11 protein-coding genes are annotated in these 13,323 nt (G+C 64.3%); 3 read left to right on the top strand and 8 right to left on the bottom strand.

Going from position 1 to position 13,323, the window contains the following annotated elements; all coding sequences use genetic code 11:
- The 3 genes from ACFXHA_RS40815 to ACFXHA_RS40805 all read right to left on the bottom strand — a co-directional run.
- The coding region (locus ACFXHA_RS40815) for a tetratricopeptide repeat protein (protein WP_379365994.1) at positions 1 to 2,269 on the bottom strand (2,269 nt) is incomplete at its 3' end.
- 128 nt (positions 2,270 to 2,397) lie between these two features.
- Positions 2,398 to 2,868 (bottom strand): hypothetical protein, encoded by a 471-nt coding sequence (locus ACFXHA_RS40810; RefSeq protein WP_379365992.1) that lies wholly within the window; start codon positions 2,866 to 2,868, stop codon positions 2,398 to 2,400.
- 452 nt (positions 2,869 to 3,320) lie between these two features.
- Positions 3,321 to 3,884 (bottom strand): hypothetical protein, encoded by a 564-nt coding sequence (locus ACFXHA_RS40805; RefSeq protein ID WP_379365990.1) that lies wholly within the window; start codon positions 3,882 to 3,884, stop codon positions 3,321 to 3,323.
- A gap of 391 nt (positions 3,885 to 4,275) precedes the next feature.
- Here ACFXHA_RS40805 and ACFXHA_RS40800 point away from each other — a divergent pair, with 391 nt between their 5' ends.
- The 3 genes from ACFXHA_RS40800 (at position 4,276) to ACFXHA_RS40790 (ending at position 6,342) form a co-directional block, all read left to right on the top strand.
- Entirely contained in the window at positions 4,276 to 4,800 is a 525-nt protein-coding gene (locus ACFXHA_RS40800; protein ID WP_379365988.1) for a hypothetical protein, read from the top strand.
- 139 nt (positions 4,801 to 4,939) lie between these two features.
- Positions 4,940 to 5,404 carry a hypothetical protein gene (locus ACFXHA_RS40795; RefSeq protein ID WP_379365986.1) on the top strand — a complete coding sequence of 155 codons (465 nt, stop codon included), beginning with the start codon at positions 4,940 to 4,942 and terminating at the stop codon, positions 5,402 to 5,404.
- A gap of 473 nt (positions 5,405 to 5,877) precedes the next feature.
- A complete protein-coding gene (locus ACFXHA_RS40790; RefSeq protein WP_379365984.1) occupies positions 5,878 to 6,342 on the top strand; it encodes a hypothetical protein in 465 nt (154 codons plus the stop codon).
- 172 nt (positions 6,343 to 6,514) lie between these two features.
- On the opposite strand, the gene ACFXHA_RS40785 is transcribed toward ACFXHA_RS40790, so the two are convergent.
- The 5 genes from ACFXHA_RS40785 to ACFXHA_RS40765 all read right to left on the bottom strand — a co-directional run bounded on the left by ACFXHA_RS40785 (position 6,515) and on the right by ACFXHA_RS40765 (position 13,321).
- Positions 6,515 to 6,988, bottom strand: a complete 474-nt coding sequence (locus tag ACFXHA_RS40785; RefSeq protein WP_379365982.1) for a hypothetical protein — start codon at positions 6,986 to 6,988, stop codon at positions 6,515 to 6,517.
- Positions 6,989 to 7,335: 347 nt separating this feature from the next.
- The gene (locus ACFXHA_RS40780; protein WP_379365980.1) at positions 7,336 to 8,442 is read right to left on the bottom strand and encodes a trans-sulfuration enzyme family protein; all 1,107 of its coding nucleotides are present in this window, start codon (positions 8,440 to 8,442) and stop codon (positions 7,336 to 7,338) included.
- Positions 8,443 to 8,679: 237 nt separating this feature from the next.
- The gene (locus tag ACFXHA_RS40775; protein ID WP_379365978.1) at positions 8,680 to 10,359 is read right to left on the bottom strand and encodes an ArnT family glycosyltransferase; all 1,680 of its coding nucleotides are present in this window, start codon (positions 10,357 to 10,359) and stop codon (positions 8,680 to 8,682) included.
- A complete protein-coding gene (locus ACFXHA_RS40770; RefSeq protein WP_379365976.1) occupies positions 10,356 to 11,825 on the bottom strand; it encodes a glycosyltransferase in 1,470 nt (489 codons plus the stop codon). The genes ACFXHA_RS40775 and ACFXHA_RS40770 overlap by 4 nt, the downstream gene beginning before the upstream one ends.
- Entirely contained in the window at positions 11,822 to 13,321 is a 1,500-nt protein-coding gene (locus ACFXHA_RS40765; RefSeq protein ID WP_379365974.1) for a hypothetical protein, read from the bottom strand. Before ACFXHA_RS40765 ends, ACFXHA_RS40770 begins: the two co-directional genes overlap by 4 nt.
- Positions 13,322 to 13,323 lie beyond the last annotated feature (2 nt).

The raw sequence follows: 13,323 nt of genomic DNA, 5'->3' as shown, positions 1-13,323 counted from the left end.
GTGTTAGAGGGTGGTCGGCACCGAGGATTCGTTCGGTGTCGGTGAGGGTGGCCTTGAGTAGTGCGATGGCTTGATCGAGCTGCCCCGCTGACCGGTAGGCGCCGGCGAGGTTGTTGCGGCCAATAAGTGTTAGAGGGTGGTCGGCACCGAGGATTCGTTCGGTGTCGGTGAGGGTGGCCTTGAGTAGTGCGATGGCTTGATCGAGCTGCCCCGCTGACCGGTAGACGTCGGCGAGATTGTTGCGGCTGGCTAGTGTGTCAGGGTGGTCGGCACCGAGGATTCGTTCGGTGTCGGTGAGGGTGGTTTCGTAGAGGGCGATGGCTTTGGCGAGTTGGCCTGCGGATTCGTAGGCGCCAGCGAGATTGTTGCGGCAGGTGAGGGTGCTGGGGTGATCCGCGCCGAAGAGGCGCCCGTAGTCGGCGAGGGTGGCCTCGAGTAGGGCGATGGCTTTGTCGAGTTGCCCCGCTGACCGGTAAGTGGAGGCGAGGTTGTTGCGACCGCCAAGACTACGGGGGTGGTCGGCGCCGAAGAGGCGCTCATAGTCGGCGAGGGTGGTTTCGTAGAGGGCGATGGCTTTGTCGAGTTGGCCTGCGGATTTGACGGCGCCGGCGAGGTTGTTGCGGTAGGTGAGGGTGCTGGGGTTGTCGGCACCGAGGATGCGCTCCGCGTCGGCGACGGTGGTTTCGTAGATCGTGATGGCTTTGGCGAGTTGGCCTGCGGATTCGTAGGCGCCAGCGAGGTTGTTGCGGTTAGTGAGGGTGTCAGGGTGGTCGGCACCGAGGATGCGCTCGGTGTCGGCGAGGGTGGTTTCGTAGAGGGCGATGGCTTTGTTAATCAGCCCAGCTGACATGTAGGCGTAGGCGAGGTTGTTGCGGCTGGTGAGGGTGTCAGGGTGGTCGGCACCGAGGATGCGCTCGCGATCAGTGAGGGTGGCTTTGTAGAGAGTGATGGCTTTGTCGGGCTGCCCTGCGGATTCGTAGGCGGCAGCGAGGTCGTCACGGCTGGTGAGGGTGCTGGGATGGATCGGGCCGAGGATGCGCTCGCGATCAGTGAGCGTGTTTTCCGCGCGGTCGATAGCTCTTGGGAGGTCCGCTAGCTCATGCAGTTGGGTGACTGCCCACCTTCGGGCTGTGAGGGCGAGTACTGTTTCGTCGGTTCCGGCCCGTTCAGCGATGTTCGTGTTCCAGATGGCATCGATCTGGTCGACCAAATGAAATACGAGCTCTCGGTTTGCCCAGGCATCCTCTATTTTAGGTATCTGCTCCGCGACCAGGGCTAGCGCATTGAAGATGAGTTGTCTTGTGGTGTTGTTGGTTTGGGCACGTTCACGGATGACGCGGGCGGTCAGTCGGTGCATCAGAATGGTGTCGCCGGTGTCGGACCAGTTCATGATCGATCCGGTGACACAGCGTTCAATGGCTTTGTCGAGTTGCCCGGCGAGGGTGGGCAGGATCCTGCGGTTAACGCCAGCGGCGGACAGCATTGACATCAGCTCGATTAGTTCGCATGTTGCGGTATCAAGACTGAGGTCGACGGAAGCAGCTTCGGTCGTTTTGAGGGCAAGTAAAATCGCTTGATCGGCAGAGCGTGGATAGTCCTGGCCAGGTCTGCGTACTAACGCTTCCGGCAGTGCCTGTGTGTCGAGCAGGCGTTGATACTGAGTGAAATTCAGCCGTAGTCCAGTAATGGTCGCAGCAGCTGCGGCAAGGGCTAGCGGGTGGTGACCGAGTGTATCGGCGAGTTGACTGGCGGCGATGCGGTCGGTGAGATTGGTGGCTTGGCAGAGGTAGTGGACTGCTTCGCTAGGGGTGTAGCCAGCGAGATCGATGGTTTCGCCTAAGTACGTGAAAGCGTGATCGGTGGTGGTGATGACAACTCGGCTACCGTCGCCTGTCGGCAGGAAATCGCGGAGCCGGTCGGGGTCGGTGGCGTTATCGAATACAAGGAGTGCGGGTTCGTGTCTGCTGGATAGGTGGTCGCGCAGTCGGTATGCTGCGATGTTCGAGTCTTCCTCGGGGCCAACAATTCTCAGTCGAATTGCGATATCGGCGAGGGCAGTGCGGGAGTTGTCGATGGTTTCGGCGTTGATCCAGGCCACGAGACCGTCACCGTCGATTACTTGGTGACGGGCGAGTTCAGCGGCGAGCTGGGTTTTTCCAATTCCGCGTAGCCCAGTGACAACCACAACGATGCGAGACTGGCCGACGGCCTGGTGCAACTGCTGGGCTTCGTCACGGTCGACAAAATGCCTTGGCTGCTGGGGAATCACGCCATACACGATCCGACCCACGGGCGCCGGGGCCGGGAGATGCTGATGGACTGTGGCAATGAAGTCGCGACCGACCGTCGCTCGCGAGACATGTATTGCGGAATCTGGCGGCGCGGCGAGGCTGCGGGTTAACGCCGCGCCGCGGTCGGAGGGTGGGGCGGCTCCTGGGGGCCGGCGTGGACGTCAGTGATTCTTATTGTACCGGTGGCTTTGATGTCTTCCGCAATAACGCCGCTCCCGCTTGAGGTGACGTAGCTGATTTCGAGTTCGTCGGCTTCGATGCGCCGTAACTGGATGCCGACGGCTTCGGCAGCAGCCGGCGCCGCCTGTTGGACCACGACCAGCAGGTGTTGTGCGGCTTGAATTAGTTCGGGATCGTTACCAGCACCGGCGAGTTGGAGTTCGTCGGCGAGCACTGCGCGTCTGGACGGCAGCCCCGGGCGGGTTTCGACAACGCTGATATCGACGTTCTGGTATCGGCGGGTAATGATCGCCCTGGCCGCCAGATAGGCGTCGGTGACAGCCTTCTTGGCTGTGTCTGTCAAGCCTGCTGCTGCGCCCGCGGCGATTGCCGCGGCGATCATCGTTACTGGTTCCACCCCGCCGAACCTCCCGCTCGGTACCCGATCGTTGTCGTCGCGGCCGGCATGTGGACCACGTCGTGAAGCGCTTGTAACTGCGGCGAACTGACTGTGATCGTTTGGGCCGCTAGTTGCTTTGGCTCCCGGCTATCTAGCGTGCCAGAGGTTGGTCGACGGCGTGACGCGAAACCGTCACGAAGCTGGGCAACTTCATCATCTACGCTGGTGGGCACCGGTTCTGTGAGGTTCCGCGGCGCGCGTGATCGGGTCGAGTTCCGAACCGGAATAGCATCACCGTCAAAGAGCAAGTAGCGCTTGGGGGGCTGGTGAGAGGCCCGCGAGTTGACTGAGCCCCGTCCGGTTACCGGTCGGGGCTCAATCTTGTCTAGTGATGGACGGGGAATTAGGCCAGCGCGGCGCTTCAGCGCGATTGGTCTGGCGGGCTATTGGGGATCATCAACGGCCAGGCGTCAGGTACCGCCCGCGGCGCGGTGAGGGGAGGACTCCGGTACGCGGGACAAACCGAGTTCCTTCCGCGCAGCCTCTATGAAGTGCCCAAACGCCTGATGGGCTGAACTGGATGCTTGGTTCCATTGCTGCTGTGTCATCGGTCGTTGTCGGACTGCCGCCTCATGCAGCTTCACAATCTCGTGGTCCACGGAATCCAAGGCCACGACCACACCGGTCGATCCGTGCAGGGACACGGTCGCGACGGCGCTGTTCCAGTACGCGCGAAGGTCACTTCGTTCGCGTGCTGCCGTGGTCTCGTCGGTCGGCTCTGTCAGTGCGAGCTCGTATATCGACTCCAATACCGCCCCGTACTTCTCGATCAAGACCTGGTAGGTCGTCATTTTCCGGTCGCGGATCCACCGCATCGACTCGGACCTGTTGTCCCACAGGCGACCTATCGCCAACCCGACAACGCCGGAAACTGCTGCAAGAAGGGCTGCGGTCATGAGATCCCCCGATTCCTTCAGAATCCTGACAAGCGCGGTGCGCTCGTTGGGATTCAGTCCCTGCCGAGGATGATCCATGTTCGCCCGGTCTGCGTCGAGCCGTCCGGAATGCCTTGTTACCAAACGGGTGCCGACGAATGGTGAGGTATCAGGGCAGTGCGGTGATCTTTGGCTGCCTCACTCTCGCCCGCCCCATCACTTCCTGCTATGCGGAATGACTGGATGTCGGACAATGGCGGCTTGGACGTACTGTGGCGCTGGGGGAACGATGTCTGAGCCTGACAAAGGCGATTCCACAACAACTTGGTGGTGGCTTCCGCGTCGACCTGCTCTAGGGGCTGGCCAGGGAGCGAATCCTTCGGCGGCTCAATCAAACCTACGGACTGAGACTGCAACATCTGTGTTGACGGGGGAGTTGGGAGCGGAGCAAGCGGCCAGGCCGACACGCGACTTGGCGAAAGTTGCAACGGTGGCTATTGCTGCTTCAGCGCTGCTGGCCAGTGCCGGCTCATCGGTCGCCGCATGGGAGGCTTGGCGTACTGCTCGTGCTGTCGAGGATTTGGGGCGGGCGAGCCTCGCGGTCGGCGGAGCGGAAGTTACGGTGGATCCCGTCATAGACGGCGACGCGACGAAATGTGCAGGCAAGTCGACGGATACGTTCACAGGGCTCGTAGATGTCCGGAACGAAGGTCGGTCAGCTGTGACGATTCACGTAAGTGTTGTGCTCGTAGGCGTACGTGTGAGCGCGTCCGACCTGGGCGGTCCGGGCCTTACCTCGATCAGCGTAGAAAACCAGTTGGCGATTCCTGCGCTGTCGAAGGACACCTATCAGGTTGAGGTGGCTTGCGATGGCCTTGCACTGCAGGGCCGCTCGGTGCGGCTCCGAGTCAATGTCGGTGGCAATGACAACCCGGTCTATGTGTCTGTCCCTAAGGACAGCGTTCGCTTCAACTGCAAGAGTACTGCTGGGGGAATCGATTTGGTCCCTTGTTGATTCGCCAGCTGCTGAATGTCCCAGCTTTCTGCTCTCCGTCGGCTGATTCAGTGGCTGGCGTCGACGGCGGCGGCACACCGGTCGAATGGATACTGGCGATCGCCCGACAGACAGGCCAGCAGATTGGGAGAATCTGGTCATGACGGCTGGTGTCACCACGACGTTGGTGACAGGACTTCTTCCGCTGTTCGGTGCGGGTCTCGGCGCATCGGCAACGCTTCTCGTGCAACGAAGTTCGGCCCGCGAGGCGAAGCTTCGGTTCCGCGCTGAGAGTCGCCTTGCGCACCGCGAGGAGTTGAAATCGGCGCTCCTCGACTACTTCGAAACTGCCCAGCGCCTCCAGAGGGAACTCGACGTTCGGGAACGCGGAGGCACCCCACAGGATTTGAAGCGGTTGATCGAAAACGTTTGGCTGGCAGAGAAGCGTATCGAGATCATCTGTTCGGAAGTCTTGCGTGATCGTGTAGTCGCCCATGCCCGTGGCCTGCATGATGCCGTTCGCGACTCTGTCGCGCACCCTGACTGGTGGGCTCACTGTCAGACACTCCAGTGCGACTTGCTATCGCAGGCGAAAGTAGAGCTTGCACGGAATCACGACTGGTAACCAGCACCCCTCCGTTACTGGTCGTGATGGATGAAGACCCAACTCGGCTACTTAAGTCTGGTGTGAGGACCGGGTGCCGGCCAGGATCTGGAGCGGGCACGACAGACAGTCAGCACTCCCACGCCCAGAGGTTATTCGGCTTCGGAACGTGAGTTGTCGTGCGAACAGGGCATTTGACGTGCAGATATTGGATGCCGAGGGAGTCGAGTCCCGAACCGGAATAGAATCACCGTCAAAGAGCAAGTAGCGCTTGAGGGCTGGCGAGAAGCCCGCGAGTTGACTGAGCCCCGTCCGGCAGCCGGACGGGGCTCAGTCGTTGTGCGGGTGCTCGGTGTGCCTGGCGGTGAGCGGGTTTGGCCCGTTCCGAACCGCACGATATGCGGCAATGTAGTGCGTTCGGTAGACATGTCCCGTCTGCATTACTGGAAGGGTTTGTGCACGGAGATGGAGCGCCAAGGCACCACAATGACCGTGTGGATCCCGAATCCAACCATCGGTCTGAGCCTCAGCCCCGTGTGATCACGGAGGCCCATCGCCGCCTCAGCGAGCACTTCACTGCGGTGGAATCTCCACGGTGGGCTGAGCAGGCCGTTTCCGCATGCCTGAGACGGCTGATGTCGAGCACGATCACAGAGGCCGCGGTCATCGCTGTGGAGGACGCCTGGGTCGAGGATGAATGGACCTTCGTAGTCGTCTATCGATCGCCGTATTTCGACGGTGTGCTCGGGTTGCGACGGTCGACCTACGACCCTCGTGACAACACGTTCTCGACCATGTTTGACCCGGAGTTGACCGCAGCCCCTGACCCGAAACGGTACGGCCGCGATGTGGCCGATTTCGATATCGGCGAACCACTGGGAACCGTGGTGGGCAATCTGCGAGTCGACGACCGCAGCATTCATTGGTGGGGACATCCGCCAGTGCCACGCACACAATGAAGCACCGATTTTTGTTCGTCGCCAGATGACAGAACTACGGGCGGTCTCGCCGAGTGTGCCTGGCACCAGCACTGGCTCCGGGCACCCGGGTCGCGGCAGGTGCGGATACCTTCCGTCACTGGGCATGTGCAGGCCAGCCGACATAAGCACCCTCGCGGCGGACGTGTTCTGCTTACTCGGAGATGGTGCCGCGGACCGGCCCGCCGCTGATATCGACCTCCCTGCGCCTGTACTTGCTCGCCAAGGCGGGGTCACGGGTGCACAAGAAGTCGGTGAGGCGCTCGGATAGCACAAACGTGTAGGTTTCGGCGAAGTCATCGACACCTGGTTGACCGGTGATCTGGAGTGCGTACACGCGTGGGAAGACCAGGGTCGAAGGGTCTGGGCCATAGTCGTTGGGGAATTCCGTGGGTTCGGTCGTGGCAGGAGCCAGGCGGTACCCGGTGAAGTCGGGCGCGGCCAACGCTTCCGCTAGTGGCTCGGTCACGCCGGTGAGACCACCGAGGCCGGAGGCGAAAATCTCGGTTTCGATCGGTGCCACCATCGAGAACACCGCGCTGACCAGCGTGCGGGGATCGGTGGTGGTGTCCCAGGTTTTACGTGCGTTATCCGCAGGAACGGGCAGATTCAGGTCGAACCAACGCATGGCAGGCACTACCTCCTCGCGGCATCGATGTGTTAACAGGACCCGACTTACTCGCGGTCAGATTGTCGCGGGACGGGTGCGCCAGCCAAGGACAGACTCACCGGCGATCCCATCCGGAAATCGGCAATGCAGTGCGTTCCCAGGTACGGCCGGTGGCAAGATCGACTGGCTTAATCGCGCACCACTGCAGTGAAATTGGCGGTTTGACGCCGCATGACTGCGGAAGGTGCGAGGTGTGGCTGGTTGTTCGAAACTCGGTGGATTCGGGTTCTGGCGGCCTCGGGGCGGCACGGTGAGTTGATTCTTCACCGCAGCGTGCTGGTCGGGGCGGTCGGCTTTCGGCAGCTCTAAGGCTTCAGGGCCTGCTCGAGGTCGGACCAGAGGTCGTCGGGGTGCTCGATGCCCACTGACAATCGGATCAGGTCGGTGGGAATGGTTGGGGCTTCGGCGGGCCAGCGGCGGCGGCGTTCGAGCATTGACTCGACGCCGCCGAGGCTGGTTGCGTGTACCCATAGTTTGGTGCTTTCGCAGACTTGTTGTGCGGCTTCGGCGTTGCCGCCGAGTTCGAACGCGAGGATTGCGCCGAAGCCTGACATTTGGGCTGCCGCGCGGGTGTGGCCGGGGTCGTCGGGCAGACCGGGGTAGCGGACTCGGCTGACGCGTGGGTGGTCGAGCAGGCGTTCGGCGAGGGAGGCGGCGTTGGATTGGGCTCTGTCCAGCCGGAGGGCGAGGGTTCGCAGGCCTCGTAGTGCCAGCCAGGCCTCCATCGGGCCGGGGATCGCGCCGAGGGTGCGGCGCCTGGACTCCAGGGCGGCCCACAGGTCGTCGTCCGCGGTGACGACTGCACCCAGGACGACATCCGAGTGGCCGGCGATGAACTTGGTGGCCGAGTGCATGACCATGTCGGCACCGAAGGCCAGTGGCTGCTGGAGGAGCGGCGTGGCGAAAGTGTTGTCGACCACGACGGTCGCACCGGCGGCCCGGCCCGCCGCGCACAGTGCCGGCAGGTCGGCGACCTCCATCGCCGGGTTGGTCGGCGACTCGATCCACAGCAGGTCCGCGCCGGTGACGGCGTCGGACACCTCGGCGGTGTCGGCTATGTCCACGCGTTGCACGTGCAGTCGGCCGGTCGAAGTCTGCTGGTCGAGCAGGCCGAGTACGCCGTTGTAGGCGTGCCGCGGGGCGACGACACGACCGCCGACGGGGACCAGGTCACAGATCGCGGCGGCGGCCGCCATGCCGGAAGCGAAGGTCAGCCCGCGACCGCCCTCGAGCTCACCGAGGGTCTGCTCGAACGCCATCCACGCGTCGTTGCCGAACCGCCCGTAGCCGCGGTCGCCGCCCGCGATGTAGGTCGAGCTGAACACCGGCGACCCGCCGAGCGGCGCGTCCGGGACGCGCTCCGGGCGGCCGGCATGCACGACGACGGTGGAAGGATCGAGGTCAGAGATCATGCCCGCAATTGTGCCAACCGACGCGACACGAGTAGTCGCTCATCGTGCGCAGCAGACGTGCTATCGGCCCCGGATCGCCACCGTCACGAAAGTGCGCTGAACCGGCCGGTGCTCGTGAAGGGCTGTTCGCCGATTGCGCCGAACAAGTGGCGGACCGGGCTATCGGGCTGCTGCGGGCGGAACCCGCTTCGATTTTCGCTGCCGTGTGCGAGTATCTCTGACTGGCCGATTCTGGAGTCAGCTGCCGATTACCCGGTAGAGACGCCAGTTCGGCTGGCCTGCACCGTCGTTGGGGATTTCCAGTTCGAGGGTGGCGATCTGGGCGCCGTTTTCGTACATGGTGGGGTAGCGGCGGTTGACCGCGTCGGAGGTGCCTCGGCCGGTGTTGGGAACGGCGAGAATGTATTTGGCGCCGCGTTCGGCGGGGCGGTTGAGGATGCGGACGAAGTCCTGGTCGGAGGGGATGACGAAGCGGTCCGGTTGGGCGGAGGCGACCAGGACGGCGAAGCCGTAGACGGTGTCCATGAGGATGGAGCCGGGCGGGAGGTGCAGGGCGTCGAGGTAGTTGGCCAGTTTGCGTTCGGTGGAGAAGGTGGCCGCGATGCGAGCCTGGTCGAAGTACTTGTCGCTCACGTTGTTCGGGTCGGGGAAGAGGACCGCACGCAGCGGGTATTCCTGCACGGCCATGAGCTGGCTGTTCATGCCCACCGCCGTCGCGGGCAGGGAGACGACCAGCAGCAGCGCCGCGGCCGCCGCGCCGAGCATCGGGACCAGCTCGCGCCGCCGCGCAGACGGCCGCGAAACCGTCTCCGGCACAACCTTTTCCGGCTCGACACACTCGGCGTACTTGCCCGGCCGATGGCTGGGCGGGCACCCGCGGGCGGCCGGAATCTGCAGCGCCAGGATCGCGGCCAGCGGAATCGCCGCCACGTAGAACCGCAGGAATGCGAAGGTGGAGCCGCTGGCGAAACTCAACGCCTGGAACCCGAGCACCGAGCCGCACAACAGGATCGGCACCAGCACCTGGGCATCGCGGCGACGCCACCCGAGGGCGGCGACCACGGGCAGCAGCAGCGGCAGCACCGGCGCGAGAATCAGGATGGCACCGAGCGAATACTGCACCGCGTCGAACGGACGTCCCGCCGTCGCACCCGACTGCTCGAGAATCGCGGAATTGCCGTACTGCGAGGTGAATTGCTGGAACGCCTGCCCGGTGATCAGCCAACTGGTCGCCGCCCACACCACGAACGCCAGCACCACCGGCGCACTCAACACCACCAAATCCATTGCCGCCCCGGCGAATCGCTGCTCGGTGCGCCGCCGATAGGTGATCGCGAACACCAGCAGCGCCGCCACCCCGGCCGGAGCCAGCGCGTCATAGCGGGTGAGATAGCCGAGCCCTAGCGCGATTCCGGCCGCCACCAGATCGTGTACGCCGTCGGTGCGCGTCCAGCGTATGAGCCGCCGCATCGCCCAGCACAGGCAGAACAGGAACAGCGCCTCGCTCATCCCGTTGCCGCCGTAGAACACCACCATCGGGTTGAGCGCGAAAACCGCTGTCACCAGCGCGCACAACCAGCGCGGCGCGTCCCGATCGGTCCCGATGCCCCAGATCATGGTGACCGCGCCCGCCATGAACAGCGCGGTCATCAGCACGCCGGACAGCCCCCACCGGCTGACCGCCGGAAACAGCCCCGACAAGGCCACGAACGGCAGTTGCGCCAGCGAGCTCAGCGGCGTGAACACGAAACCGATGGCCGAGAGATGCGGGTCCCGGCTGAACAGAGCCGACTGCGTCGCCGACACCCGGCTGAGCGCATCGCCCATCAACTCCGCCCGCCCGGCCGCCACGAAGGTGCCGGTCGCCAGGTACAGCACGGCCGATCCGGCGAAGATCAGACGCGGTATCCGGTTCACGACTTGTCCTCCGACGTGGTACCCAGCCCGTGAAAAGTCTTCTCCCAGTACGACGGATTGCGCAGCAACTGCCAGCACCCCTTGCTCGCGGCAATCGCCATCAGCAGCCAGTACGCCGGCGACAGCAGGCACGCCACCAGCAGATCGGGCCGATCGTTCTCCCGGCACGCCAGCAGATTCATGTACACGGTCGCCGCATTCCCCAACACCAGCGCCAGCAGCGCGGGGTAGTACACCGCGGCCGGGAAAATCCTCTCGATCACCTCCGGCTGCCCGAAAACCCAAGCCAGGGTGACGAACCAGAACAGCAGGTTCAGGCACGCGATGATCGGGGTCCCCGCCAGGAACAACGTGAACCGCAGGAAGCTGACCGGACCAATCTTGCGCCACAGCGTGATCGGCCGCCGCGCATGCACCAGCCAGCTCTGCAGATACCCCTTGTACCAGCGCGACCGCTGCCGCACCCAGTTGATCGGATCCGGATTCGCCTCCTCCAGCGTGGTGGAATCGATGACGGCCGTGGAATATCCGCGCGCCGCGATCCGCACCCCCAGATCCGCGTCCTCGGTCACGTTGTACGGATCCCACGCACCGATAGCCACCAGCACATTGCGCCGGAAATGATTCGAGGTGCCGCCCAACGGAATCGGCGACGCCGACCGCATCAACCCGGGCAGCAGGAACCCGAACCACAGCCCGTAATCCATGGTGAACCAGGCGGTCAGCAGATTCTGCCGGGCGTTGTGGAACGCCAGCTTGGCCTGAATGCACACCACCGAGCGCGGCAAACGCCGAAACGCCGCCACCACCCGCCGCAGCTGCAGCGGGTCGGGAATGTCCTCGGCGTCGTAGATGGTGACGATATCGCCGGTGGCGGCATGCAATCCGTAGTTGCACGCCTTCGGCTTGGTGCGTGGATCCGCGGCGGGCACCAGCACGATGGTGATGTGCTCACTGCCCGCCTCGCCGATCCCGGCCGCGTGCGCCGCCTCGATGGTGGGGGAGTCGTCCTCCTCGAGCAGCAGCAGCGCCTGCATGCGATCGCGCGGATAGTCGAGCCCGTTGAGCGCGGCGATGAGATCACCCACCACCTCCGGCTCACCGTAGGCGGGGACCAGAATCGTGTACGGCGGCAACTGATCATCGGGCAGAGCACGAGCGGTCTCGTCGTCCACGGTGAGAATCGCGTCGCGCGACATCCCGCGCGTGAAGATCAGTATCCGGTCGATCATGACCGCGCTGTACCCGAGCGTGCACCCCGCCATCACCACGACCAGCGTCACCATGGGCGCGAACACCAGGCACACCACGGTGATCGCAGCCGCCGCGAGCAGTGTATTGCGTTGCCACGGCAGGAAAGCCACCGACGCCGACGCCATCGGATCGGTCTCCCGCAACCCGTGCACCGCCGCGTGCAGCGCCCGCTCCCGCTCGGAATCTGTTGCCAGTCCCGGAAGTTCGGTCATTCGCCCGCTCCGATCCGCACGATCTCCCGGGCGACCGCGGTGAGCATGTCGCGGTCCTTGTGCTCGGAATCCGGGTCGCCCTCGTCGGATTCCGGATTCAGCACCACCGCGTTGCCGCGCAGGATCTGATGCATCTGGTTGTCCAGCAGCCGCGTCACCGACGGTTCGGGCTGCGGGAATGTCGCGTCGGGCAGATGATTGTCCGCCGCGATCAGGCTGATCCGCTGGTAGTCGCCGCTCTCGCCCTTCCAGGTCCAGGTCAGCCAGGTCCAGCTCAGCAGTTGCCGGTCATCGACCACGGTATTGAGCCGCGCCTGCACGCCGTGCCCGAGCTCGATGCGTACCGGCGGGCTGATGCGCGGCTGGTCCAGCCGGTACATGGTGAACTCGCGGTAGTTGTCGAGCCCGTGCAGGGTCTTGGTGGTGACGATGTCGACGGCGAGCCGGCGCCGCCGGGATTCCTTGTCCCAGGCCGGATTTCCGCGCACGGCCTGCCAACTCTGCCGGGTCCAGGAATTACCGCGGCCGAAATACTTCGGGGCCCACGGGTAGACGCGTTCGCCGACCAGCTGCCAGCCGGGCGCGACGGTGGGGGAGTCGGCCAGACGCAGCCCGGCGATCTGCGGCGCGTGGACCACGTACTCCTCGGGCACCGGAATGAGAGCCAGCAGCGCCGCCGCGATCAGCGCGGTCAATGCCGCGGCGCGCGAGCGGGCCGCCGTCGGCGGCAGGAACGGACGGTCCAGCGGTCTGAGGCTGGTCCAGCGCCTATGGTCGAGATACATGACGGTGGTCGCCGTATACGCGCCGACCAGGGCGGGGATCAACTGATAGGCGATCAGCGGTGCGTGCGGAAACCAGACCGCCATCGCCGCCAGCACCACCGAGCCGGCCACCAATGCCACCAGTGCGCCCGCAATCGCCCGCACGCGAGTGCGTCCCGCCGCGATGGCCGCCGCTGCCGCAGCAGGTATCAACATCACCGCGCCGTCCGCGATCCGATTGCCGCCGAGGGAGGCCACGACCAGCCGATACGGCATCGGCACCACGGTCAGCAGCATCAACAGCCCGACCGGCCAGAACCGGAAAACCGGCCGCAACCCGAACAGCAGCACGCTGACGCTGATCGCGAAGAAGGTGGCGGCCAGCAGATCCAGATGCAGCGCCTCGTATTCGTACGGGTAGCGCAGCACCAGCAGCCCGATCAGCAGCGCGGTCGCCACCAGCCCGATCAGGCCCACGATGATGTCGGTCTGCCGGTCGTAGATGGGCAGTTCCGGACGGCGGCGCAACGCCATGCCGATCGTCGCCAGCACTGCCAGCACCGGCAGCGCGAACACATAGCCGATATCCGCGCCCTGCTGGACATCCTCGATCAGTTCGCGCCACAGGTTCCAGAACGCACCGACGGTGCAACCAACCACGATCACCAGCCGGGCCACGATGAGCCACGGCACCGTCCGAGCCGGGCCTCCGGTGTGCTTGTCGGCGGTCATGG

Source organism: Nocardia sp. NPDC059240, assembly GCF_042753865.1.
GTDB lineage: Bacteria > Actinomycetota > Actinomycetes > Mycobacteriales > Mycobacteriaceae > Nocardia.
This window is presented reverse-complemented; position numbering and strand designations above follow the sequence as displayed.

What these genes read in the sequence shown, in the direction of transcription:
- ACFXHA_RS40785 (WP_379365982.1), bottom strand. Translation starts at nt 6,988, where the DNA reads ATGCGTTGGTTCGACCTGAATCTGCCCGTTCCTGCGGATAACGCACGT.
- ACFXHA_RS40795 (WP_379365986.1), top strand. Translation starts at nt 4,940, where the DNA reads ATGACGGCTGGTGTCACCACGACGTTGGTGACAGGACTTCTTCCGCTG.
- ACFXHA_RS40765 (WP_379365974.1), bottom strand. Translation starts at nt 13,321, where the DNA reads ATGACCGCCGACAAGCACACCGGAGGCCCGGCTCGGACGGTGCCGTGG.
- ACFXHA_RS40770 (WP_379365976.1), bottom strand. Translation starts at nt 11,825, where the DNA reads ATGACCGAACTTCCGGGACTGGCAACAGATTCCGAGCGGGAGCGGGCG.
- ACFXHA_RS40780 (WP_379365980.1), bottom strand. Translation starts at nt 8,442, where the DNA reads ATGATCTCTGACCTCGATCCTTCCACCGTCGTCGTGCATGCCGGCCGC.
- ACFXHA_RS40805 (WP_379365990.1), bottom strand. Translation starts at nt 3,884, where the DNA reads ATGGATCATCCTCGGCAGGGACTGAATCCCAACGAGCGCACCGCGCTT.